30 protein-coding genes are annotated in these 25,009 nt (G+C 35.5%); 2 read left to right on the top strand and 28 right to left on the bottom strand.

Going from position 1 to position 25,009, the window contains the following annotated elements:
• Positions 1 to 7 precede the first annotated feature (7 nt).
• From D0469_RS07025 to D0469_RS06995, 7 genes are all read right to left on the bottom strand, one after another.
• A complete protein-coding gene (locus tag D0469_RS07025; RefSeq protein ID WP_117325929.1) occupies positions 8 to 781 on the bottom strand; it encodes a hypothetical protein in 774 nt (257 codons plus the stop codon).
• Positions 782 to 792: 11 nt separating this feature from the next.
• Entirely contained in the window at positions 793 to 1,593 is an 801-nt protein-coding gene (locus D0469_RS07020; RefSeq protein WP_267897294.1) for an aggregation-promoting factor C-terminal-like domain-containing protein, read from the bottom strand.
• Between the two features lie 77 nt (positions 1,594 to 1,670).
• Positions 1,671 to 2,879 (bottom strand): hypothetical protein, encoded by a 1,209-nt coding sequence (locus D0469_RS07015; RefSeq protein ID WP_117325927.1) that lies wholly within the window; start codon positions 2,877 to 2,879, stop codon positions 1,671 to 1,673.
• Positions 2,880 to 2,940: 61 nt separating this feature from the next.
• On the bottom strand, positions 2,941 to 3,072 hold the full coding sequence (locus tag D0469_RS07010; RefSeq protein WP_117325926.1) for an XkdX family protein: 132 nt from the start codon (positions 3,070 to 3,072) through the stop codon (positions 2,941 to 2,943).
• Positions 3,073 to 3,082: 10 nt separating this feature from the next.
• Positions 3,083 to 3,358 (bottom strand): hypothetical protein, encoded by a 276-nt coding sequence (locus D0469_RS07005; RefSeq protein WP_117325925.1) that lies wholly within the window; start codon positions 3,356 to 3,358, stop codon positions 3,083 to 3,085.
• Between the two features lie 14 nt (positions 3,359 to 3,372).
• Complete coding sequence (locus D0469_RS07000) at positions 3,373 to 4,050, bottom strand: hypothetical protein (protein ID WP_117325924.1); 678 nt, start codon at positions 4,048 to 4,050, stop codon at positions 3,373 to 3,375.
• A 12-nt stretch (positions 4,051 to 4,062) separates the two neighbouring features.
• Positions 4,063 to 5,577 carry a hypothetical protein gene (locus tag D0469_RS06995; protein WP_117325923.1) on the bottom strand — a complete coding sequence of 505 codons (1,515 nt, stop codon included), beginning with the start codon at positions 5,575 to 5,577 and terminating at the stop codon, positions 4,063 to 4,065.
• Positions 5,578 to 5,665: 88 nt separating this feature from the next.
• Between D0469_RS06995 and D0469_RS06990 the strand changes: the two genes are divergently transcribed.
• Complete coding sequence (locus D0469_RS06990) at positions 5,666 to 6,256, top strand: hypothetical protein (protein ID WP_117325922.1); 591 nt, start codon at positions 5,666 to 5,668, stop codon at positions 6,254 to 6,256.
• 51 nt (positions 6,257 to 6,307) lie between these two features.
• On the opposite strand, the gene D0469_RS06985 is transcribed toward D0469_RS06990, so the two are convergent.
• The 17 genes from D0469_RS06985 to D0469_RS06900 all read right to left on the bottom strand — a co-directional run bounded on the left by D0469_RS06985 (position 6,308) and on the right by D0469_RS06900 (position 21,685).
• Positions 6,308 to 8,341 carry a hypothetical protein gene (locus D0469_RS06985; protein WP_117325921.1) on the bottom strand — a complete coding sequence of 678 codons (2,034 nt, stop codon included), beginning with the start codon at positions 8,339 to 8,341 and terminating at the stop codon, positions 6,308 to 6,310.
• A gap of 2 nt (positions 8,342 to 8,343) precedes the next feature.
• Positions 8,344 to 8,715, bottom strand: a complete 372-nt coding sequence (locus tag D0469_RS06980; protein ID WP_117325920.1) for a hypothetical protein — start codon at positions 8,713 to 8,715, stop codon at positions 8,344 to 8,346.
• Entirely contained in the window at positions 8,715 to 9,098 is a 384-nt protein-coding gene (locus D0469_RS06975) for a hypothetical protein (RefSeq protein ID WP_117325919.1), read from the bottom strand. Before D0469_RS06975 ends, D0469_RS06980 begins: the two co-directional genes overlap by 1 nt.
• Before the next feature lie 200 nt (positions 9,099 to 9,298).
• On the bottom strand, positions 9,299 to 10,126 hold the full coding sequence (locus D0469_RS06970) for a N4-gp56 family major capsid protein (protein WP_117325918.1): 828 nt from the start codon (positions 10,124 to 10,126) through the stop codon (positions 9,299 to 9,301).
• Between the two features lie 26 nt (positions 10,127 to 10,152).
• On the bottom strand, positions 10,153 to 10,962 hold the full coding sequence (locus D0469_RS06965; protein ID WP_117325917.1) for a hypothetical protein: 810 nt from the start codon (positions 10,960 to 10,962) through the stop codon (positions 10,153 to 10,155).
• Between the two features lie 75 nt (positions 10,963 to 11,037).
• On the bottom strand, positions 11,038 to 12,843 hold the full coding sequence (locus tag D0469_RS06960; protein WP_117325916.1) for a portal protein: 1,806 nt from the start codon (positions 12,841 to 12,843) through the stop codon (positions 11,038 to 11,040).
• On the bottom strand, positions 12,843 to 13,061 hold the full coding sequence (locus D0469_RS06955; protein ID WP_117325915.1) for a hypothetical protein: 219 nt from the start codon (positions 13,059 to 13,061) through the stop codon (positions 12,843 to 12,845). Before D0469_RS06955 ends, D0469_RS06960 begins: the two co-directional genes overlap by 1 nt.
• Positions 13,062 to 13,065: 4 nt before the next feature.
• Entirely contained in the window at positions 13,066 to 14,592 is a 1,527-nt protein-coding gene (gene terL / locus D0469_RS06950) for a phage terminase large subunit (RefSeq protein WP_117325914.1), read from the bottom strand.
• Between the two features lie 60 nt (positions 14,593 to 14,652).
• Positions 14,653 to 15,228 (bottom strand): recombinase family protein, encoded by a 576-nt coding sequence (locus D0469_RS06945; RefSeq protein ID WP_117325913.1) that lies wholly within the window; start codon positions 15,226 to 15,228, stop codon positions 14,653 to 14,655.
• Between the two features lie 180 nt (positions 15,229 to 15,408).
• A complete protein-coding gene (locus D0469_RS06940; RefSeq protein WP_158553377.1) occupies positions 15,409 to 15,846 on the bottom strand; it encodes a phBC6A51 family helix-turn-helix protein in 438 nt (145 codons plus the stop codon).
• Positions 15,847 to 15,860: 14 nt separating this feature from the next.
• The gene (locus D0469_RS06935) at positions 15,861 to 16,463 is read right to left on the bottom strand and encodes a 3'-5' exoribonuclease domain-containing protein (RefSeq protein WP_117325911.1); all 603 of its coding nucleotides are present in this window, start codon (positions 16,461 to 16,463) and stop codon (positions 15,861 to 15,863) included.
• A 65-nt stretch (positions 16,464 to 16,528) separates the two neighbouring features.
• Complete coding sequence (locus D0469_RS21005) at positions 16,529 to 16,705, bottom strand: hypothetical protein (protein ID WP_158553376.1); 177 nt, start codon at positions 16,703 to 16,705, stop codon at positions 16,529 to 16,531.
• A gap of 85 nt (positions 16,706 to 16,790) precedes the next feature.
• Entirely contained in the window at positions 16,791 to 17,492 is a 702-nt protein-coding gene (locus D0469_RS06930; RefSeq protein ID WP_117325910.1) for a hypothetical protein, read from the bottom strand.
• 434 nt (positions 17,493 to 17,926) lie between these two features.
• Positions 17,927 to 19,357, bottom strand: coding sequence for a hypothetical protein (locus D0469_RS06920; protein ID WP_117325908.1), 1,431 nt, complete (start codon positions 19,355 to 19,357; stop codon positions 17,927 to 17,929).
• A 325-nt stretch (positions 19,358 to 19,682) separates the two neighbouring features.
• Positions 19,683 to 20,339: a hypothetical protein gene (locus D0469_RS06915; protein ID WP_117325907.1), complete on the bottom strand. Its 657-nt coding sequence runs from the start codon at positions 20,337 to 20,339 to the stop codon at positions 19,683 to 19,685.
• Positions 20,340 to 21,066: 727 nt separating this feature from the next.
• A complete protein-coding gene (locus D0469_RS06905; RefSeq protein ID WP_117325905.1) occupies positions 21,067 to 21,297 on the bottom strand; it encodes a hypothetical protein in 231 nt (76 codons plus the stop codon).
• A gap of 76 nt (positions 21,298 to 21,373) precedes the next feature.
• Positions 21,374 to 21,685: a hypothetical protein gene (locus tag D0469_RS06900; RefSeq protein ID WP_117325904.1), complete on the bottom strand. Its 312-nt coding sequence runs from the start codon at positions 21,683 to 21,685 to the stop codon at positions 21,374 to 21,376.
• A gap of 155 nt (positions 21,686 to 21,840) precedes the next feature.
• Between D0469_RS06900 and D0469_RS06895 the strand changes: the two genes are divergently transcribed.
• Positions 21,841 to 22,071: a helix-turn-helix domain-containing protein gene (locus D0469_RS06895; protein ID WP_117325903.1), complete on the top strand. Its 231-nt coding sequence runs from the start codon at positions 21,841 to 21,843 to the stop codon at positions 22,069 to 22,071.
• 10 nt (positions 22,072 to 22,081) lie between these two features.
• Here D0469_RS06895 and D0469_RS06890 read toward each other — a convergent pair whose 3' ends face one another.
• The 4 genes from D0469_RS06890 to sirA form a co-directional block, all read right to left on the bottom strand.
• Positions 22,082 to 22,867 (bottom strand): hypothetical protein, encoded by a 786-nt coding sequence (locus D0469_RS06890; protein WP_117325902.1) that lies wholly within the window; start codon positions 22,865 to 22,867, stop codon positions 22,082 to 22,084.
• A 194-nt stretch (positions 22,868 to 23,061) separates the two neighbouring features.
• Positions 23,062 to 23,967, bottom strand: a complete 906-nt coding sequence (locus tag D0469_RS06885) for a tyrosine-type recombinase/integrase (protein WP_117325901.1) — start codon at positions 23,965 to 23,967, stop codon at positions 23,062 to 23,064.
• A gap of 194 nt (positions 23,968 to 24,161) precedes the next feature.
• The gene (locus tag D0469_RS06880; protein WP_101594075.1) at positions 24,162 to 24,374 is read right to left on the bottom strand and encodes a YneF family protein; all 213 of its coding nucleotides are present in this window, start codon (positions 24,372 to 24,374) and stop codon (positions 24,162 to 24,164) included.
• Positions 24,375 to 24,458: 84 nt separating this feature from the next.
• Positions 24,459 to 24,899: a sporulation inhibitor of replication protein SirA gene (gene sirA / locus D0469_RS06875; protein WP_117325900.1), complete on the bottom strand. Its 441-nt coding sequence runs from the start codon at positions 24,897 to 24,899 to the stop codon at positions 24,459 to 24,461.
• Between the last annotated feature and the right edge of the window lie 110 nt (positions 24,900 to 25,009).

Raw genomic sequence — 25,009 nt, 5'->3', positions numbered from 1 at the left:
GGGTTCGCTATGTTTGCAAGTTTTGGGATTTTTTATTAACTGCAGTTTCTGCCGCTTTATAGCCCTTGGCATAAGGAACCGCAGTTGCACCAATTGCCCCAATAGTGTTTAAGACTTTCGTTTCTAAGCCTCTATCCTTTTGCGTTGCTTTTACTACAGCATTCTTAGGACTATTTTTAGCCATTCGTTCAGAATTTCCTGGGATAAACATTTCAGTAGCACCTTTAGAAACAGGAGCGACAAATCTATCCATTAAGCCAAGTAGACCGTCACGATCACCATCTTTATCAACATCTTTACTTGTTAAAAAATCCTTAAGTACTCCAAGACCCGATTTTTTACTTTCCTTCGGTTTATCGTATTCACCACGAGCATATGGAGTCATTTCACTTGGATCTAAAGTCTTTTTTCTACCTTCTTCAATGGCTTTACGTTCCTTCATTTGGTTCTCACGGGTAGGGAGATGACCTCCCCTTCCCTGAGCCTGTGCTTTTTCCTGTTGTTTAGTGATTTCACCTTGGGCTTTATTTTTAGCTTCCCAAGACTTCTTGCTCTGACCACCATACATTGCTTCTTCTTCTGCTCTCTTTTCCGCTTCCTTTTGAGCCTTCTTCGCTGCGGCTTGAGCTTCCTTCAATGCTTGCATGTATTGGTCTTTAGCTATTTCTGCTTTCACCTTAGAAGTTCCAATATCACTGGCTTGTTTCAATCCTGCATCGTAAGAACCTTTACCGAATCGCTTTTCAAATATTTCTTTATATTTATTTCGATTAATAGCCATACTTCACCACCCTAGTAGTAGTTGTTTTTATCCCAAAATGCTAATGCTTTTTCAGGAGTGCCGTATCGATCTTTCACATATTGAGCCATCATAATAATTTGATGAACAGGGTTATTGTAATTTAGCCCTGTTTTCTTCTCATAATCAGCACGAGTTGATTTAAGGAATTGCCCATATCCATGGGCTGTACTGTTAGGATTCTTAGCAGAAGGATTCCACGTTGATTCACGTCCCACCAATTCAGTCAAATCAACAACCCAGTCAGCAGGTATTTTCCCTGATTTCAACGCTTCATTTAGATGTGATTTATAAGTTTGATATCCAGGTGCTTTTGTCGCTTGATTTAGTTTCCAAGAGCTTGGAAAACTTGCTTTTCCTTTAGATGAAACGGGTTCACTGTTAATATCTTTAAGGTTACCAACAGGAACACCACCGCTATTCTTTTTAAGACTGGCATCCTGAATAGACTTTATTACTTTCAATGGATCAACATACTTACCACCTTGAGAAATCTTCAAGTCAAGATGTGGTCCCGATGACCTTCCAGTGCTGCCGATTAATCCAAGCACTTGTCCTTGTTTTATGGTATCTCCCACTTTATAAGAAGGAGCATTTTTCATATGATTATACTGATATACACGTCCATCTGCCCCTTGAACGACAATGGCATTTCCTGCAGTTTTATTGTTTTTAAATACATTAATAACTTTTCCACCCATAACGGCAGGAATTTTCATTCCGTCTGCTGCTCCTGCAGTTTTACCTGCAAAGTCTACCCCGTTATGTCCTGAAGCGTGCCACCCATCATTAATCCCCTTTCCAGGAGAAAAAGGTGTGGAAACTCTAAAGTTATTTAAATAATAATCAGCTACTGATCCCCCTCCTTCACCTACGGAAGAAAATTTAATGGATTATTCCCGTAGAAATCTAATTCAGCTTGTGATTGCGACTGTGCTAACTCGCCATTGTACTCAAGTTCAAACATTCTCCATGCCATGTCTTCACCGTATTGTCGTTTATTCCATTCAAGTTGTGCTCTTTCGGATGCAGACATATTGTTATAAGTGATTTTTCTCCATTCCACATCTTTTGCTCTGTCATATCGTCCAGCGTCATATTGTTTCTGCCACTGTTCATCCGATACTCTATCCCGTTTATCTCGGTAATCCCATTCTTTACGAAGGTCATATCTACTGGCATCGTATTCACGCTGTCTCCAGTAATCGTTGAGCTTATCTCTACTCGATTGATAATCCCATTGTTTTTGATCCTGCCCTCTGTTATAGGTTGTTTCATCAGCATAACGTTGGTCTGCAACAGAATCTCTTCCACGATTGTAATTAGTCTCATCGGCATATCGACCATCCATAACTGCATCACGACTGCGAGAATAACCGATTTCATCTGCCCTCATACCAATATCTAACAATGCACGAGCACGTTCTGCTTCAAGGTTTGCGATTAATGCATTTTCTTCTGCTGGGTTATTTAAATCAGTTATTCTACGATTAAGGTCATTCATTGTTTGCTGCTCTTGTAGGTTTAGAGAATTTAAATTTGATTGTCTTTGGTTAGCCAATCCTGTTTGAGCAGTCACATTTTCTCCACTTGCTTGTAAACCATTTGCAGCCATTGTTTCACGTAGTCTTTGAACTTGTTGAGTATTCACTACATCGCTTTGGTTTCGCATAGTTTGGTACTGTGGAGCGACCTGCTGTTTCTGTTGATTAATCTCCCCTACAGCACGATCACGAGTTGCACGTAATTGATTTAACTGTGCCTCTCTCTGTCTATCGTACATACTGTTAATCTGATTCTGATATTGCTGGGTATATGCTTGTTGATTAAAAGAAGAAGTCTTTGGTTTGGATGAACCTCCCCCTCCACCACCTCCCGAAGGGGTACCCGTCTGATAAAATATTTTCGTTCCATCTGCTTTCGTTCCTACTGTCACATTTGGATTAGGTTGATTCTGATCTATGGTTACGTTTGGTTTAGACGATGCTGTCTGCACATTTGATTGATTATACGTAGTAATTGTAGGTTTATTTGGTACAGTTGGTTTTTTAGGTGTTACTACTGATTTTGTGATTGCCATTGTTTCACCCCTTAAAAAGAATTGGGATTTCTCCCCATAAAAAATACACCTCTTAAGGTGTTTATACTACTTGTGGTGTAGCCAGAATGGTATCCGCTTGCTCTTGTGTGATATATCCTTTTGTTACTGCATTTTGTACCTGTTCCGGGGTATATTTCCCCATGATCCATTGATTGCGAATGAAATTGTACATATGATTCCTCCTACAGCCCTAACAGAGCCGTTAACGTTTCTTCTACAGCTTGCAACCGTTCCTCCGTTGATGGAGGTTCCTGTGGCTCAGGTGGTCTTTCTGTTGGTGTAATGTCGATTAATTCACCATCTTGATCCGTAACAAAATTATAATAAGGGTAATTTGCCATGATTTTTTGTGCTAATTCTGATCCGTCCTCTACAACGAATACATCCGCATCTGTCCAATTTTCACTGGGTTTATCTTCCCTGGATTCAAATCCTTTGTTGTCTTTGTAAACTATCATAGAATCACTCCTTTTTATTTCCACGCCATATACGTATAAACACCGTTATTCGCATTTGTTTGAGAGTAGTTTGTGATTGATGAAGCATCGCTTCCGCTATATACATTGAAACCTGTTGGTTGAATGGATAGTATCGTTAATGTACTGCCAGTCAATGTAGGATTCGCAGCCGTAACCAACCCACCAAGTGCATAAAAATAGTTGTTTGTTCCAGCCTCGAACTGTTTGCCTCCCATAGCCGCTACCAATACAGCGCTAGGGCGAAATCCTAAATCAATTAAACGACCATTCACACCATTTCCTGTATACGTTCCGGTCACATACGGTAATTGTGCTAAAATACCGTTTGCATCTAAAGTTGCTATACCGTTAGGTTGTGCTTTTTCCGCTTTAAAGTTCGCTAGATCTGTTATATCCTTCGCTAACCTATCCTTAATCTGACCGGCATCATTTGACAGTTTTATATCAGGCAAACTACCGTCATTAATCTGTCCGAGCACAATGTTATTGATTTCTTGCTTCAATGCAAAATCAGCATTTAACTGCGATATTATGTTATTAACAAACACCCTCAACTCTTCAGGAGCCGCATCAAATTGCGCTTTAACTTCAGCAGTAGTTAATTGCCGATTCGGTCTATCCGGCATATCAGCGACTTTTTTTGTAAATCCGTTTAATGGTTGTAATGTCATATGTCCTCACCTCTATTTCACATAAGATTGATATTTGTATTTAATACCAACTGATAAAATACCAAGCGATTCATCCGCTTTATCATTTTTAAGTATCAATTGGAAATGTGTAATTTTCTTTGCTTTAATTTTCGCCATAGTTTCTTGAGGGAAGATACTTGTTAAGAAACTAAAATTATTAAAATCTATATCATTGAAATCGAATAAATCCATTCGAGTACTTTTAACAAGTTCACTCTCTTTTTTATTGGTCACATAATACAGATCAACTGACGTTCTGCTTCCTGGCTTAATACTGTAGAACACTTTTTCAACGAACTTCCTTAATTCATCGGCTCCGAATGTGAAATGCTTTGATGTCCAATATGCATTAATAGCTTTTCCATCATCATGAAAAGCACGAGGTTCATCATCACGCTTGAATCGGTATAATAACCCCTGATGATCCCCGAAATAAAGATTTCCTTTATACTCCAGGAAATTTGAAGCGTGGATATTATCATACAAGAACCATTCTTGTACCATGTAATCATACATGTAGACATTATTATCCACCGCAAGCCAGTATTTTTTGTCAAATTCCACAGACACGGCTTTATCAAGGTTCGGTTCCCTTAACAATTTAGCATCTATGGGTGCTGATAGATGAGTTACGTTACGTTCATCCCTTACGTTTGACGCAGTAAGCATGTAAACACCATTCTTTGACAAGGAAACAGGGTTATTTTCAATGATTTGAATCGACTTAGATGCAAGAGTCCCAATCTGATCATTAATCGGTTTAGAAGGAAACGTTGCAAGTCCGTCTGCACCAATTTCATATGAAATCAAATGTTTACCATTCACCCGATGAACAACAAGGTAATCGTATTGTTTAGAGAACCCCTTTACATCTTCAGGGAATTTATAGAAACCATTTTCAGGAAAGTATGTTGGGTCATATAAACCGCTGCGCCATACATAATCAGGCATATCAGGATTACCACTGATAAACACCCTCGTATCATTTGAACCGCCATACATAGTTTGGAAACGGCATTTCTTAATGCGTTCTGGGAACCCTACCTGAGTTTTATAAGCAGTGATTATCACATTGTTTGTTCCTTTAGCCGGGGCTGTTGTAAAATTTACTGTTCCATTCACACGATCTACTGTAAAGCCGTTATTTTCAGTCATGGACACTCCATTTACTTCTGCTTTACATACTGTGGTATCTAATCCTTTTAGTGAAAGATGGAATACTGTATCTGTACCTAGTGTACTGAAGCTGTCTTTAAATCCTGCTCCTAATAGGTTGAAGTCCTCGTGTGCTGATCCACCTCCAGCAGGTTCCTTGGATATTGAAATTGTCGGAATGTACGGTTCCACAGCTTTCATGGTTGTTCCGTCAAACTCAAGATAGTTCACACCGTCCAAGATATAGCATTTGTCATTCATAACAAAAAAGGATACCTGATTATCAGATATCCCTGAGTGTAATTCGACTGGTTTTATCAAGTAATATAAATCACTTTGCCAAACCTGCATGTTCACCCTCCTTTCTTAAAGTTAGTAAACAATGTCTTTTCTCTGTTTTTCTTTAACGATACAATTGATTTATAAAAGAAACCAATTCATGGAAGAGGAAAGTGAAATTATGAATCCAAACATTTACTTAGATTCTTTACAATTTAAATTAAAATCTGCTGCGTTTCATCATATGCAAACATTAAAATCAATCAAGGATTTTAACGAAGAAGAACAATTGATAGCAGTTTCTTCTGAATTCACAGCAATGATGCTAACCTTTCAATCTTCACTTGATATTATTGCACAATGGGTTAATGCTAAATTATTAAATTCAACAATAAAAAAGCGAGTATATTTTGATGAGATATTTAAATATCACATTCCTGACGAAGAGCTAAATGTTCTATTATTAGAAATGAAACAAAATGAACTAACAAAATACCTCCGTGCATTTTGCAATGTGACTAAACATCGGAATATCATTGGTGTATTGGAACAGAATGAACTCTTTGCTTCCTCATTTCTTTATCCATCTGGAAATTTATATCCAGGCAAACAGTTTGTTATTAATAAGTTTCGTTCCTTTACTGAACGCAATTTGATTTCACAATTAGATGCTACATTTATGTTCTTTAATGATATCTTGATGAAAATCATTAGTTACATAAAAGATAAATACCTTCAAAAAACACAATAAAAGGACAGTTTTTAAGAGTTGCCTTAGTGAACAGTTTGATCCAACTGTTTATTAAACCACTGTCCACGTACCAATCGTTCTATCAACTGTCCAATTACCGTCACTCAATGGTGTTAGTGTGATTTTGCTGCCCTTCACACTCGATTCAAGTTTCTGTCCAACTGTTGTCAAAGGGAATATGGCTTTACCGGTCGGAGCGTTAATTACTATTTTAAAGTTTCCTGTCACCTCGAACGTTACTGGTGAAGAGTGTGGTATTTCTTTTAGGTTATAAGTGATAAAATCAGTTGCGTTGGTGTTTCTTCTTTTTGAACGATAGTTCTGAGCGGTAATATCTAAACCACCACTATACGTATCTTCTGTGGTTGTCACTCCAAGTCCGTCAACTATAAGAGATTCTGTTGCATAAAAATTAATGTGCCTGAAAGAAGTGTCTAATCGTTTAGGATTAATAATTTTAACCTTTTTAAGTAAGTTATCAGCCATATTAATCGCATATCTTATTTGTTTTGGTTCTCTTGTGTCGATAACCGTAGCGTTTTCAATTTCTATGTTACCAACACCGGCTGTCCCGCTAGTAGGAGGGTGATAAATAGCAGAAGCAATAGCATCATCTGCACTGTTCATTTGGTTTGAATCTATGATAGTAGGATTTTTTATTTTAAGTGTTGGCATATTAATCCCATAATCATTGATGCTAATTCCTTTGTGGTAATTGTTCATTAATATGGAGTTTTCATAGTCAAAAACTCCTTTTACGTTGGCTAATCCGTTGAAAATAACAAAACCGTTGACCGAACCTATGTCTTTATGGTTTTTGATTTCAATAATAGTGTCTTTTCCATCCAGTCCGTTTAAATAACCCGTAATACCTAAATTACAATTCTCGGTAATGGGATTTGTTATAATTAGTTTATCTAAATAAACTTCATTGTGTGCACTTTCGGGTTCTATATCAATTCCTGCCTGTGGTGCTGTTCCGTTTACATTTTTGATAACAGGATCAATAATTTCAATTAATCCCCCACTGCAAATTGAAATTCCATTTCTTCTCACGTTATCAATAATAGGTCGGATAATTCTAATGTTGTCCGTCTTTTTGGTGTTAACCCCGTAGTAATTAACTCCAATGTAGATACCATCACCCCAACAGTCTTTTATATCAGGTTCATGGATTGTCACTTTATTACTATGGACAATATTTATTGCGTGTCCATATTCACCACCCGTACCTAAATGTACATTTCTATCCCCGATAAGTTGCGGTGTTATAATTTCAACATCATCAACAGAATCAATGCTTAACATATAGTACATATTGCTTTCTGTTGCTGTTTTTTGGAAAAAAGCTCCTTTTTCAAATTCGATTCTCGTATTGCTTTTCACTTGAATATCTTCAACGATATTATAAGTTCCTTTCTTTACAAGAAACTTCCCACCACTTGCAATTAACATGTTAATATTCGTGCTATCATTTCCTGTTCCAGTAGGCTTGATTAACTGTACAGTTTCTGCCAACTGTTCACTATGCTCATTGAGACGTTCCCTTAATGTAGCCTTCCCGCCACGAGCGTCAATGATCTCGGCACTGTTAGTTGTTTCCGCAATGGCAGCATCTACCCTCTGTTCCAACTCGGTTGCTTTTGTTACTGCATAATCACCTTGTTGCTTAGCATATTCTGCCTTGGCATCTGCATTTGATGTGGAAGCATTAGCTTCAGTTGTTGCTTTATTAGCATTGTTAGTAGCTGTAATTACGTCTTGTTTTAACAAATTCAAGGTTTCGGCAACTGAGTTTGCATTTGTTGCAGCAGTATCGGCTGATAGGGCTTTTTCATTAGCCAAATTCCCCTGAGATTTAGCATAATCCCCTTGTACTTTTGCGTAATCACCTTGGTCTTTTGCGTATAAACCTTGTTCCTGAGCCTGTTGACCCTTTACTAATGCTTCTTCTATCTTTGTGGAATATTCCTGAAACTTAGTATCCATTTTGACTACGTTTTTCGCTGTTTCTTGAATCGTTGTTAACTTCGTATCTTTTGTATCCCATTGATACAAATCTAAAAATGGTGTTTTTTCAGCCATATCTACACCTCACTTTCCCAGGTTTGTGTTAAATCATCATCTCCCCATTTCGCAAGACGTTCATTCTGCCAGTTTGGTACTGTATCACCTTTATAAAGTTTGTTACCATGAGCAAATAAAAAAATCTCTGTACCATCCTTCTTCCGGTACAGAAACATCCCATTTATATTTCCATCTCCTAATGAATGAGGTATAATCCTCTCGTATCCGGTTCTTTTATTTAATGCCCCACGCTCGTCTATGTTCATATTCAGCATATCTGGACTTTGGGAATGATCTATTTGAGTAGGAGTTACGCTAAGATTCATTCCTTTAAATGGTTCTATGCGTAAAAGGGGAGGTGAAGCATTTACTCTCGAATTCATTTGAGCCATTAGTCAACCCTCATTCCAACATTATAAAGATCAACAATAGGACTAATTTCTGTAGGTATTTTCCGTTTTAACTCTTCATAGCGATTATTGTAGAATGCAGCCATTCCTGTATCATCACTTTCAGCAAGTAATAAATGAGCTGATAAACCATAAGGTAAAACAAGTAAACAAATACGATCAGGTAATAATAAATCTTGAGTTAAGCTTGCTAAGACAGCTATGTCTTCTGTAATGGGTAGCAACTCCGCTTGCAATGTGGTTAGAATGGATAAAGATTTACTCTTATAAGCAGGATTATCAACAGATACGTTGCCTGTTTCTTCTTCAACTTCATCAATTAATGTCATTGCTATATCAAATACTTGCTGGGCTTTTATTGCCATGCAATCACCCCTCTAAATACAATTAAAAAGGGTGAACTAATTTCTTAGCCCACCCTACATTGTTACTTCTTAGATTTCTCTTCTTTAAGACCTGCTTTTATAAAAGCAGCCACTTGAATCTCATCTTTTGCAACCAACTTTTCACCGTTTTCAGCTACAAATACTTTACTCATCTTTTATCACCTCGGTAAATATTAAAGTTAAATAGTTTTGTGTACGTATAGAGCATTTTTCTTATTTTCAAGTACAAAGGCGTCATAACGTTTTCTTCCCTCGATGAGTTTTCCATTAATTCCTGGAGGGTTATCATGAATCTTGTAATCTTCCAGCTTTTGAGCACCCACCGTTGCTACAGGATGTGCGATTAAGAAAGGTGTATTAGCAGGCATGTAAGAAGTAGGTACTTTGATGACTTTCATTCCATCAATCTCACCAACTTGCCCATTAATAAGCATCTTTTGTGCAATATCAGTAGACTTAATGAAGTCTGAACTTAGTTTAACAAGGTTATAGAACCCAGGTGTGACGAACAACACCCTTCCACCTACAGGAACCTTATCATCATCAAGTTTTTCTGTACCTGTCAATATCGCTTCATAAGCATTATCTTTGGTTACTGCGCCTGTTGTAGTGTGACCATTAGCAACTGCAGCAGCACTCATAGTAGCCAAACGATAAATATCAATTTCAGGGACGATCACTTCATCTACCTGGCGAGCGAGAGCTTTTCCAGCTTCCATTGTACCGCCAGTGTCTTGAGTATTAGCCTTATCAATTGTGAAAGTGAAAGAACGGTCACGAGTTAAGAGCATAGTCTGTACAGTGTTGTCCAGTTCTGCTGCTGTGCCGTAACGGTTAGTACCTGACTTCGTGTAATTGTTCATTCCTACAGTTGGAATTGAGTATACCTTAATGGTATCTACACCATTCCAATCGTAATCTGTGTTGACTGCTACTTGTGTTACCGATTTTAATTTAAAACGCTCGTCTACTTTTTTCTCATATTTACTAGCTAAATTTACTGCCATTTATTATCACTCCATTAGTAAAATTTTTAGATTGAATTGAAACCTTTGAGGAAATCATCCTCACTTGCTACTTCTGTGCTTCCATACTCTGTAACACTTCCGATAGGCGCTCGTTTTGTATTTGATTCATTTTGTTTTAGCACCTTTAATTGGTTCTTCAATTGATTATTATGATATTGTAAGTAAGCAAAACCTAAAGGCACTCCAGATGCATGTGCTTCCCATACTTCTTGTGGTATTTGATCTTTGTCTGGATTGTAATCCCGATCATTAGCCTGCTTGAAATGCTGAAAGAAATCATTGAACTCAGCGTCCATTTTTTCTTGTTCAGCTTTTTCTTGTTCAGCTTTCTGACGAGATTCCCGATCCTTACGTGCTTCCAACATTTCTTTTGCGTATTCTTCAGGTATGTTCTGTTGTATGAGTTCATCTAGTTTCTGTTGTTCCCGGGCTTCTTTAACAGCTTCAAGAAACTCATTCACTTCCATACCTTGTTCTGCTGCCATTTCCTCAACAAAGGATCTGCTAGGATCCGATTCAAGAGCTTGCAAGCGTTCCTGAAGTTTAGGGTAATTCATACCCATTTGAGCATATTGAATGGCTTCATCAAGGCTTAAATCCAATTCTTCATGATTGAACTTCACCTTAATGGTTTGTGGTTGCTGATCTATAGGTTGTTCCGTATTTTGCTCAACTTCAGGTGTTACTTCATCTTCTGTTGTTTCCAGTTCGTTGGTATCGAAACTTTCTTCAACAGGTGTTTCATCTACTACTTCTTCAGACTGTGGTTGGTCTGCCTGAAAATCATCAGGTAAAATTACATCATCTTCAAACATTTTCAATTTCCTCCTTCGCTATGGTTGGCGAATTGTTAGCCTTTTAATGTCATGCTTAGGACAAAATAAAAACACCTACATTTGAGGTGCTTGTGGTTGCTGTATTTGAGCTAACATCTGTTGTTGTAATTCAGGCGGAGCACTATAGAATGCCTGCTGTTCTTCAGGTGAAAGCTGACTTATTAATTGTTCAGCATCTACTTGCTGTTGTTGTAATAATGCTTGTTGATCTGCTTCAATTTTAGCTTTTACTTCAGTAATTAATTGTTGCTTTTGTGGTATTAACTCATCAGGAACCCTCTCCAGATACTGAAGGAAATTAATACGGTCAGAAGCTAATAAATTATCTAAAGTTTGCAATGCAGCAATTTCAGACCAAAATGAAGACTCACCCACATCAGCACGAACATTAAAAAAGTGATCTTTAAATTGAGTAAAATCAAAATCTACTACAGTTTTTTCACCATTTTGTTCTAAAACAACAGGGCGAGTGCCATAATATGCGCCCATCATATCAAAAATAATCTTACCTATATCCTCTATCCACTCATAAAGATTAGCTCTTGGATTTTCCAGTGGAATAGCTGAACTTTTCTGAACTGCAATAATAGCTGAAGTGTTATCAGGCTTTATATTACCAATAGCAGCATCAGAAATACCTAAGCATTCCTTTGTAAATTGCATGGCTAAATCAATAACTTGGAAAATTTGATTGGACATTGTTCCTGGCTCTAAATATCCAGCAACATTTTTAATGTTGGTTTCTAATCCGACACCTCTTACGCCAATTGCAGAACCTATTTCATTATTCCAATTAGATATTAAGTCAGCGTTATAGACTGCTTTTGGAAATGCACTCATCATTAAATGGTACATAACCATTGCAAACATACGATTAATGAAGATCTGATTAGGAAGAATGCCTGTACAAACTGCTTTACCATGATATTGGTTCTTTTGTTTTTCCCAATTCAACCAAGCAAATGGATAGCAACTTAGTTCAGTATCAATATCTTTGTAAATATAGGCATTTTCAACACTTTTAGAAGCCATGATTGTTTCAACTTCTTCAGTTTCCTTTTCCCCTAATTCATTAGTGATCTCATTTCCGAATTCGTCCTTTTTAACACGTTTAACCTTTTTCTTGCGATAGACAATGATATAAAGAGCCTTACCATCACCATCAGTTTCCACTTCAATTTTCCCTGCATCTCCAGCTTGTTCCATATAGCTCAAATCAGAGTCAATTGTATTGATATCACGTTCATCTTGCTTATAGCGTTTAGCTTCTGCTTGAAGCTCTTTTACAGTAGAACGTCCGGCTATGATTATATATGGCTGAGAATCAACTCTTCGATTATTCGCATTGCCGAAATATACGTTAACCCCATCCACTAATTCAAGCTCGATTTCACCTTTTATACCTTTGAAAGCTCCGCTTCCACCATAAGGGCGTTTAGACATATCAAAATATAGGTGTGCTCCACAATCTCCGGTAATGGAAGCATCGAATAAAGCATCCTTTATTTTGAAGTCCATCTTCCACTTCTCAAATAAGTTTGACACTTGGGCATTAGCAAAGTCTGATATATCAATATTATTTGTTTCTTCCTTATTAATTGAATAGAGAAGTGGTTCAAAGTGAAGTTTAGTTTTACTTGTTGTCAGTGAAGCGACTAGAAAGGTTATAACCCTCTTCAAAATATTGAACTGAGGTTTAGGCATGTTGTCATTTCCGCCTACATTTCTCCATTGATCATCATGGAAGAATGCTAAATTGGTATCAACAGTATCGTAATAGTTGGGTTTTAACCTGTTGTTATAGTTCTTACCTGCAATATAAAGTTCCCAGTCCTTAGTGTAGTGACTGTTACCATTCATTAATCCACCTTCTTCCGTTGATACGCTGTTGCAACGTCATAATTCATTAAATTTGAAAAGTGCTTTTGTATTTCTTCCGCTTTACGCTTAGCTTCTTCTGATACAGGTTCGAGAGATGTAGCTTTGTGTTTATTTGTGAATTTATATCCTATGAAGAATCCTAAAGCGAGAACGGCAAATAAGACTAATCCAGTAATTAGTCCAATTAGAATTTCCATATTATCAACCCCATTTAAATATTCCTGGAGGTGGAGTACCACCTGTCATGTCTTTTATCATTTGTGAATGCTTTTCTTCCGGTGTTGGATTATCTGGATCAGTTTCTACAGGGATTTCAGCATAGTAATAAAACAGTTTATTTAATGCTTGAGAAGCTGAATCCACATCATCATCATTTTTACCCCGAGGGAATGCTGCCCACTCTTCAATGAAGTCCTCAATCCAAGGCTCATTTTTAGGCAGCCATACATTACCAGCTTGTATATAGTCAGATATCGCATTAACCCGTGCCACCTTACCACCTTGGGGATTAACAGGAATAATGCCTGGAATTTTAGTGCGTAACATACTGATAATTGCTGATCCATTTGCTTTATCTTCAATAAAGATACCACTGATGTCAGGGTGTTTAGCCTTCATTTCAATAATCTTCTTTAATGTAGTAGGAAAGTCCATTCTTGCCTTGTGTCTGTCAATTAGATAAGCATTGATACCTGATTTACCCCACACTTGTATAGATACGTAGTCAGATGTCTCAGAATCCTTAAAAGTGGCATCAACAGACATGATTTTTCGTGGAATTTTAGGTAAAGTACTGTACTTTTTCCACCATTCACGCTTAACAATGTTACCTTCTTGTGAAGTTGGTCTACCTTGGAACAGTGCGTTAAAAGAAGAAGCAGACATTTGTTTACGTGTTTCAATGAATTCATAACCAAATCTATCCCATAACGGTTCACCTAGTTGCCTACCTAATGGATCATTCTCATCTTCTGCTTCAAGTGGTAAGTTAATTACTTTCCAGGGTAATGGTTGACCATATTCAGGATCTAACAACCTACCCACTAAGTCGGATTCGTGCCAACGTGTCATTATGATAATTACAATTGCACCAGGGTGTAAACGTGTTGAAAAGGAATCAATCCATTCTCCCCATATCTTATCCCGTGTTACTTCACTGTTAGCTTCTTCACGTGTCTTGATGGGATCGTCAATTATCATTAAATCAGCACCTTCACCCGTAACACCTGCTAAGATACCACGAGATATAGTACCACCTCTATGTCCTTCTATGTCCCAGTCCGTAGCAGAAGAAGTACCTTTTTTAATTCCAATTCCAAACAACTTATCACCAAATCGTTCAACTTTTTCCTTATTCTTTTTACCGAACTTAGTTGCAAATTCAGTACCATATCCACCGAGAATAACTCTGTGGTGCTTAAAATGCCCGAGATAGAAGCTAGGTAAGGTTTCTGTAATTGTCATTGACTTACCATGTCGTGGTGGTATTGATAAGGCTATGTATTGATTTTTTAGTGGTATTTCACCATTTACCATACGTTTCTTATTTTCAATTGCTTCCTGAATAATGCTGCAAAGATACCTTGTATGTTTAGCGTGTTCATATAAGCCTTCATGCACATATTCAACATAATCAACGTAACTATTACGGACTTTTTCAAGCTGCTTCTTTTCCAATAAGGTTAGAAGTTCTTCTTTTTCATGTGGAGTTAACTTGTCTAAGTTCATAAATCCATTGTTTCACCTACCTTTTAAGACAATAAAAAAGACCACCCATTATTGGATAGCCTAATTTTGTTGCTGCAATTTTCTTTTATTAATCTCTTTGTATAGTTTACCTTGTGAAATACCAACCTGTTCAATGATTTCTTTTATACTGTAGTCTTTGCTGTCATACATGCGCATAGCAACACTTATTTTATCATTATCTAACTTAGGTCTACCCAACTTTTTACCACGTTTCTTGGCACTTTCTAAACCTTCCTTTACCCTTTCAGCAATCATGTTTCTTTCTAATTCAGCAATAACACACATCATTTTAAACATTGCATCTCCAGTAGGTGTAGAGGTATCCATATTCTCTTTGAGACTGACAAATCTAACACCTTTATTCTTGAGTTCCTCAACAATACTAAGTATGTCTAATGTCTTTCTTCCTAATCTAGATATAGATTCAACGATTACTGTATCTCCTGTTTGAACACGATCCATTAAATCATTTAAACCTTCTCGATCCCGTTTCGTTCCGGTGTACTTTTCTTTAATCAATGCGTTATAACCGTATTTCTGCAAAGCCTCTAGCTGCCTATCTAAATGTTGATCTTGAGTTGATACACGAGCATAAGCTATTACTTTAGTTTCCAAAACTAATACCCCCTATAATGGATTATAATTCCATTATAGAATAGAGATTAATTAATGTAAATGTTTTATGTAATATTTTATGTAATAATTTTATGTAATATAAAAACCTTAATATAGCAACCTTTTACATTTAGCCTGTTAGATTACACTTAATAAATGTTTTATGTAACGATAAAACGCTTATTTTATGTCAATTTGAATAGAAGAATTATCTCCAACTTTCTTCATTAACTCCTGGAGACGGTTATCAAGCTGCTCATCTGTTAAATTCTCAAAGTTATGTTTAATTTCCTTAATCTCTTTGTACTTACCCTTCATTTCCATGAACAATTTAATTGCTGCCATATCTCCAGAGTGCGCTTTCCTTGTTAAAGCCTTCCAAATGCCACCTAATTCAGCATCAGTATATTTATCAATAAGGCTGTCCACATACTTCTTATACTCAGGCTTAGAATACCAATTATAAAACGTCCTTCTTGGCACTCCTTGGTCATCACAAATAGCCTTAATTGTCCTTGTTTCTGTAGGATCTGCAAGTATTCTCGCTATATCTATTTGCTTACCTGTTAGTCCAAGTTTTGTGCCTCTCTGAGCATCAATGTCTATATTTTCACTCATATTAATCACCATCCTTATGTATGTTTAATTAACATTTCACGTAGCATCTTCTCAGACTGATCCAATAAGAACTTACTACTCGTCAACTTGTCATAACAAGCCTTAATCACCTTTGCATCATGTAAGGCATTATGTTTACCCTCAGTGTTTTTAATACCTGCAAACTCTTCACGGTTAATATCAGGATCTACTTCACGCATCTTAAACAGCGTACAAATATCAAATGGTATGTAATAAACATTCTTCGGAATATTAAAAGCATGACCAAATAAATCATTGAAGAGTATCCAGTCATAAGAAAGGCAATCTGACCACATTTCAACTTGATTAAATTGACTTAACCAGTACCCTAATCGATATGATACATTTTCTTTAGTATTCTTTATTTGCATACTAAATGACCCGTCTGAATGTGTTTGTTTACTTTCTTCTTTAATTAAGTGATTCATGCTTAAATTATCAATTACGTTTTCCTGAATCCAATCATCAACTTGTGTATCATCATAGTCATTAATTTCAGCATAGAAAGTATGACCTTCTTCACTAACCAAACCAATACTAATTAACGTTGTATCCTTATGTAATCCGGTAAATTCAGTATCAAAGAATATCTTCATTCTCAACATCTCCCATATCAAAATAAAAAACAGCCCATCGATTGACGGACTGCTTGGTGAATCACTTATCTTCTTATTTTTTTTAATAAGTCTCCACTAACTACTTTAGTAATTTCTTTTTCAATTTTCTTGTTATTTTCCACAATAATTTCTGCAATTTTTTCAAATAACTCGTCAGAAACTATATCTTCATTTTCATTTAATTTAGCAATGATTTCCGTTTTAGATAATCCTATGGTCATTTTAATACCCTCCCTTCCTGTCTACTTAATTCGACAAGAAAAGAGTATATCCTTTGAATATGGAAAATTTATGTAGTTATTTAATTTAACTAATCTTAAGTAATTTCTTTTCTGTTATTTTTTCTTCCTTAATATCCGTATAATCAAATACATTCAATTTAGGATCTAATTTACTACCAAACACTTTTTCCAACTGTTGATTAACTTTATTATGTACCAGCTCTATTTGTTCACTAGTCAAACTTCCTTCAGGTATCTCATTAAACAAAGTAAACTCAGGCGATATAAACCTCATACAGTAGTTATAAGCTTCAGCAGCCATTTCTACAGTTCCATAACGCCCCATATACCATTTATGCTTTTTAATCCTCACCTGGCAAACAAACTTATTTGCATTACGAGTAACATTTTTATACCCTGTTGTGTTATCTCGCCTAGTGCCTGTATTAAAATTATTTTCAGTCGCATCACAGATACGTAAATTTCCAGGTAAATTATTCAATCCATTCTTATCTTTGTGATCAGTATGGTACTTTGTTGTGTTCCTAGAGATTACTCTATGCATTCTAATATCACATTTGTTCTCGGTATCACGAGCATGTGCATAATAAGTTTTATTACCCTTAACACCAACCCATACGTAATTATCAAGATTAAACTTTAAATAACTAGCTAAATCGGTTATTGCTACTCTACCCTCTCCATGCTTGCCTCGTAAGTGGATATAAACTAAATCTCCAACAAACTCAACTTCATTTGGCGGATATTTTTTTCTTCCTCTTGCCATTTTACTTCCCCCTAAGATTCTATTTATAAATACAAAAAGACACCGACCTAATTGATCGATGCCTTAGTAACCTATATATTCATGTCATTAATTAATTTGCGTATACGTTTCTCAAGCTGAGCAGAAGGTTTAGTCTTATTTAAGACTCTACTGATAACTGGCTGCGATACATTCAGGAGTCTCCCCAGCTCAGACTGATTAATATCATTCAGTACCATGTACACCTTCAACTTTGAAACTAAGTTTAACTCTTCATAACACATAATTTATAACCTCAATTCCCCAAAAAAATAGAACAGTTTTCACTGTTCAAAGATAAGGGAGAAGGAGAGGTATTACCCTCTCATTATTAATAGACAAGTAGTGTAATTATATCTTATACATTGTCGTAGTTTTATGTAATATTTAAATATAACCTATATTTAATACTAAAGTCAAACGATTTGTTTTCTTTTTCCTTCTTTTTTCGCTGCACACTTCTTGCAGATGGATTTAAGCGCCTTCCTATCCTTTCCGTAGTTTGTTTCCGATGCAAATTTATGCTCTTTACATCTATTACACTTCTTCTTCGTAACTCCATTTTCTATGTCTCTATAAGTCCCAACTAACACAGGGACAATTTTATGATTAATGTTATGTAGTAAACTTCTCTTATCAAATTGCTTATTGTATTTCTCGTTTATGTATAACGCTATGTTTTTATATGGATTAATCATTCTATCCATTGCTGGATTGTTATGTATTTGAGTATCATTCATTATCAGGTGAACTATCTCACGTTCCATTAGGCTTAAATCAGCCTCTGTTACTACTTTAATAAACTTATGTATTACCTCATATAACGGACTGTCTATATCCCCTATATGCTTATCAGAAAGCATCTTAAACAACGGGAAATCCTCTAACCTACGTTCATAACCAGTTGCACTTTGATAACTCAATAATGCCCTCACATGGTTAGGATCAGATAAACTTAATTCCTTTGCCAATTCAATGACAGCATTATTTGTATCGACCGGATTACTATAAGTCTTGGTTTCAATCGAATCGCCTAATTGCTTCATCATAACCGACAATTCATACCCCACGTGATTATACATTTCTCTTAGCTTATACAACCGCTTGGAGGATGATAAAGGATGATTACTACCCTTTAACGTTTCTATGTGCTTAAGTTGTATTTGCTTTTGCTGCTCTTTGGAATAATCATCAGAGAAACCATATGCCTTTCCAAATTCCAGCCAATTAACATATGCCTCTTTAAGCTCAGGGTACTTATCCAAATTTGCAATTAAATACTGTTTTCTAATTTCACGTTTCTTTTCCTCACTCAGCCGATAATTTGTTCCAGTCTGCCCCATAGCATCATGAAGAGTATTAACGTATACCACACCTTTTTCTTTTACAAATTGTTCATCGCCCGATGGATCTTCGTAGCTTATTTCCAGATTACGCTTGCTACCCTTCTCATGACCATAAGCAGTTAAAGTGGTATATTCCTTCCACTTACCGTTAACTTCATCATACTTATCAAGTAAAAAGTTAGCCATATGACCTAATTGAGATGAAAATACTGCATTTTCTGATTGAGGTAAAACTGTACGTTTCACTTGTTGATCACAATAATACTTAGTTTGTAAAAATTCGTTTATGTATGGACTGCGGTTAATTAATGCGTGTAATAGTTGATTTCTTTCCTGTAAATCCAAACTCTTATCAAGTTGCTTATAGATATCTTTCATTTCATCTGTAATCCACTTTTCCATTAAGTAATGATATTTATCAGGTGTAATGTAATCCTTCTGTCTGAATCGACCTGCAACGAAACTATCTACCAGGGAAACATTTGATTTGTTATTTGTCATATAATTTATCTTCTCCATTCTTAACATTAGATTATTTGTTTTTCATAGAAACCACCAAATCACGAACATTTATCACTTGACCAAATTTGATGTTTCGTATTGGAAATAGACATACTAATACACAGAAACAAAACAATTGATGGAAGGTGAAAATTTTCCTCAATGAGCAAACTCGTTTTGCGAATTAAAATACTGTATCTTATTATGTATATTTTATTTTAAATTGCTTTCTATATACTGTACCCTCAGTGCTGCATTAAGAGTACTTTACCTCTGCACGTTCATTTTTATCTCTGCATAAATAGTACTTAGATGATTTAGCAAGTTAATGAAGCTCATTTGCCACGTAATAATGGTTGTTATACCTGTTAAAAACTAATTCATCATTATCGTTGTATTCTCCGTTGTGGCTAAGATTATGCTTCTTAATTTTAATTAGCTTAGCCTTTTTTAACTGCTTGTTTGCTTCTTCAACTTTTGATTTTGAAATTTTTAACCGTTTCGCCAAGAATTCATAACCGACAAAACAATAACTTCTATCCCTTTCTTTATCATTCATGTTGATATGACTTTTATAATAAAAAACCTGCCTAAAAGCGTATTCGTCAATTTGATCATTTCTCCAGTAGTCAAAGATTCTTGTAGACATTTTCGTAAAATGGTCATCGTTATTGTATATTTCTTCGTTAAATATTAAGGTCATAGTTCCTTTTGTTGGTAAAGTATTAACTTGATTTAGGATTAAACCTATTTTATATAAGCTGTTTAACCTTTTTTTAAATGTCCGTGTATCATTGATTTTAAGAAAACGCATTAATTTTTTATGATCAATTTCAATTTCTTTATCCTGATATCCTAGAAAGTACAAGAAGCAAAGTCGAGCATACATTACAAATTCATCATTTGATAAACAATGAACCTCATTCCTTACTATTCCAGTTGGGATTTTTACAAATAAGGATTTTTTATCACTATCATTCATTGACATACCTCCGATTATTTCATTTGAATTTGTTTGTATTAGATTATTTGTTTAACTTATATAATTTAAGCGATTCCTGCAACTGATCTGTGATGTGGTACAAAGAGTATAGCTTCTGACTCTTTGGCTCCATTGCGATATGGATGTAATTTACCCCCTGACTTGTTAGGAAATCAGATACGTGTTTGTTGTAACAGTAAAAGAATTGGTTACGTGTTAAAGTTGAGTCCATGATTTCACCTCCCTAAAATATTCCTATAAAATCAGTATTTGATTACGAATAGTACGACATCGTACACTTTACATACCGACACTTTGTAGGTAGTTCCATATGTGGATCTCATTAAAAAAATCAATTTCTTTAAATTTGTTGTTGATTTTTCACAACGTAATCTATATACTATGAATTAAGCAATGGTGCATATTGAATTATCAAAGAACAATCAACTGAATCACAACAAACTAAGGTATACCGAATATGGTTATGCCCATTTTGCATTTCCCTCCTTTTCACTCTCCATTATATTGATTTATTGAAATCTGGCAAGGTTTTTTAGTGATAATAGTTTCGTCAATTTCCGACAAGAAAAACTGCTAACTTTTATTAGCAGCTAGACATCACTATTATCATTATTTATGTTTTGTAATCCACATCAACATACGACTTTTCTCTTCATCCGATAAACTCAACCAATGCCTAGCTATGATTCTCATATTAGCCTCCGAATTAAAGAACTTGATCAGCATCTTCGATAATTTCAATACCGTGTTCATCAAATGACTGAAATTCTGCCTTTAGGATTTCCCCTATTTCAAATACCCTTTTGCTTCCATCTGGCATAACAAGTGCTAACTCTGCAGTGATAAATGTTTCAAATTGATCCTTGAACTCTTGGTTCCCCATCTTAGATAATGTGAAAAGATCCACCAATACTTGTCCGTTAATAAATTTCTCCATTTTATGTAGCTCCCCCTGTCACATATTGTGACTTAGTTTTTATTTTTTGAGGCTCCCCATCCAGAGAGCCTTTTTGTTATTGAATACCTTCTGTAACATTAAAGTGTTCAAAATCAAATTCGTACTGATTATTCTTCACATAATCGAGCACAGACATATTTTTCATGTGGTCAACAACCTTTTGAAGAAACTCGAAGTCTGTATTGCTATGCCCATTACTTTCACCTAAACCCCTTGTAACTTCTTCAGTTTTATAAATGTTTTCTTTTAACAATTCAACCTTGGCTAACCAAACAAAATCTTCATTAATATAAATTACAAACAGTTCTTCTTCCTTTTCATCGAGTAGCAATGCTGGCAATGTGAAATGTTTATATCCTAAATCCAAGAAGAATTTAACCTGTTTCAGAGCTTGTCCCTCCTTTCAGCTTGTCTCACTTCTATAATTACACATTACAGTAATCCGTAATTATAGTCAATACTTAAATTACACTATTTTTAATGATACAATAAAGAAAATGAGACATTGGGAGTCGTTGGTACATGGGGAAAAGGATTATTGTTACACTAGATAAACACCTTAAAAACAGGAACAAAAATCAAAAAGAGTTTGCTGAAGATTCAGGATTACGTGAAGCTACAGTAAGTCATTTAATCAATAACAAGTATGACCGGATTCAATTATCAAACTTACTTAAAGTAATGGAAACTTTAGAAATAAATGATTTTAATGATATTTTAGCAATTGAACATGGAAAGGAAGACGGAAAATGATCCGTCTTTTTTATTGTCTAGATTCGCCAAGTATAAATAATTCCTTAAAGTATTGATCCTGGAATTTCTTGATAAGAGTCCCATAAAAATAGGCATACTTATCCCGTACTTGCTTTACTTTTAGGGCTCTTATAAGCTGTTTTAGGCTACTTAAACCGATATCAAGGATAAGTGTTGGGTCATTCTCATAGCAATGCTTATAGGCTGCTATGCTTACTTTTGACCATAGTTTCTCGATCACTTTGAAGTCATTGAAGATATATTTGGTTAGCGATACAAATTCTTGTGGAACTCGATCAGATACAAATTCGTAATCAAGCGCTATAGTACGTTTATTATTATTTTTGTTGTTAGATTCAGAAGGATTAACAGTTTCTTTTAATACTTCAATTTTCTCATCTTTCAATACTTCAGACTGATTAGATAGAGAATCAGTAACTGGGGAATAAGGCAAGAAAACATAAACGTTATGACCCTTTCTACCGTTTTTCATGGTATTAATCACATTAATTAGACCGATAGCTTTTGCTTTCCTCAACATACGCTCGAAAGTGGATCTGCTAATTTCCTTTCCTTTTTCAAAACAGGCTGAAAGAAGCGTTCCAATCTTCACATTTGAAACACCTGGATATTTACATGCAAATTTAGATAGCTGCTTTAGCGCAATAATTTCAGACTTTGTTAGTAATTTGTTTTGATGAATATCTAATAACCATTGTTCAAGTGCATTATTAAATAAACGCACATTATTAAAATGTGAGTAATGTGCAAATGTCTCTATATTCCCTGATTTCAAAATTATCTCTCCCTTGAGAGACGCTTGCCCAAAAAAATTGCATGACAAATAGACTTGTCACAAGTCAATTTTTTTGCTAAAATTTATTTATCGGATATTTTTTAGCTAGGCGTACCCATTGGCGTGGGTGCGTCTTTTAATTTTATTTTTAGTTCTTTCTTATTAATAATTGTCATTAATTGGATGAGCTTTTTTTATCTACTTATATTCATTAATGGGCTTGATGATATTGCTTTTTCTAACAATTGATCATCACTCAAGGATTGCAAGTACCTCTGTGTAACGGATATATCACCGTGTCCGAGAAGCCTCGAAAGACTATACACATCAATGCCTGCAGTAAGGCTTTGGACTGAAAAGAAATGACGAAAGCTATGTGGACTAACCCTCTTCCCGGTGATACTTGCCCTCTTTCCAGCCTCTTTTATGACATTATCCAATCCTACATGTGATATTCCGGTTCCTGTATAGGTTAAAAAATAATTATTTTGAATGATTTTTTCTTTAAAATACTGCTTTTTGATTCGCTCATACTTTATTAAGATCCGTTTCAATGCCGGACTAATAAAAACAATCCGTTCTTTATTACCTTTTCCATTTACTAAAATAGTAGTATCCTTCACATTTACGGACTGTAACCCTCTGATTTCCATTGCTCTTAGACCACAATCCGCTAACATTGCGATAATAGCTTTATTACGTGTCTCAATATAGTTCCTAAAGGAAAATGCATCAATCATTTCTTGAACGTCCTTAACAGTGAAACCCTTCAACACTTTCTTTGGAACCTTTGGAATGTCGACCTTTTTAATAATACTCTCTTTGAGATAGCCTTCTCTTTCACACCAATTAAAGAATGCAGCAACCATTTTCCACATGGAAACAATGCTTTGTGGTTGTAATCCTGCTTTCTGCTTTTCCCTTATGTAAGCCTTTAAATCGTAAGTAGTAATACTTTCTAGTTCCGATATTCCACGCTTTTCTTTAAGGAATTGTTTTATCTGCTTGTATTCTTGCCTTTTATTGATCATTGTCTTATTTGAATAACCTTTAGCCATACAATGGTACAAATACTCTTCAAGAACATCTTCTAACTCCATAAAAAAATGCCACCTCGTCTGAATTTTTCATCAGAAAAGATAGCATTTTTTAAGAAAAAGAAAAATTAAGCAAAATAGATTGAAAATACGTAGAAAAATTCACTCTAAGTAATTTTCAAAAGTACAATTTCGCTTTCATCAAATGATTGAATCCTATGAAAAAGACCTATATATCAAGCTTATCAGCACTTAAATTATTTTTGTGCTTTCTGCATCTGGCTCATCATTTGATTGATTTTCTTTTGCGATGGTTTCATACCCATCTGCATCATCATCATTTTCAGCATTTGTTCATTAATTGGCGGATTTTTCTTCAGGTAGCTCATCATATAACGGCGAGCAATGAAAAACCCTAGCGCAATTCCGACAACGAGAGCCAGAATACTAGCTAGAATGATTTCCCACATATTACTTCCTCCTTCGTGTTGTCTATCATACAGTGTACTAGACCAAGGGATATTATACAATATACACCGCATGATTTCCTCTGTTTACACAAATTTTCTTTCTTTGATAGGCTTCAGCCAGCCATATCGCCGATTTTCAAGATCCAGTGCCAAAAAGCAAGGCTCGCATTTTCGAATGTTTTCAAAAAAGGATGTCTCTGCTTCAAAATTGCCTTCTGCCTTTAGGGCCATATGTTTTTGATGCAGGGTTAGAGTTGCTTTGCTTCTGCCATTTTTCTTTTCTATATAATATACCCCTTTTTGGAATGAAAAATCCTTTCTGCCAACGGAGAGCTGTTCAAACAATTTCTGGATATGCAAGGTAGGTATAGGCTTAGTCACAAAGTCAATTTGCTTTTGCAAAATATCTTTTTTTGGTCCGTATGCAAGAGTATGCTCAAAAAACAGATTAAAGAATATTTTTTCTCTGCCGTAATAATGGCGGGCAAATTCTTCTTCTATTAGGTAAATAAGATAGTTTCGCATATAACCGCCTCCTTGCCAAGCTTTTCTATTATTATATAGACGAAAACCGGAAAGATATGTTGGTTTTTGAAAAAAATATTTTCTTTTTTTGTCGAATTAGAAATTTTCTG

The sequence above is a fragment of the Peribacillus saganii genome (assembly GCF_003429095.1).
GTDB classification, from domain to species: domain Bacteria; phylum Bacillota; class Bacilli; order Bacillales; family DSM-1321; genus Peribacillus; species Peribacillus saganii.
The sequence above is the reverse complement of the archived record's forward strand: the minus strand, read 5'-3'. Positions and strand labels throughout refer to the sequence as shown.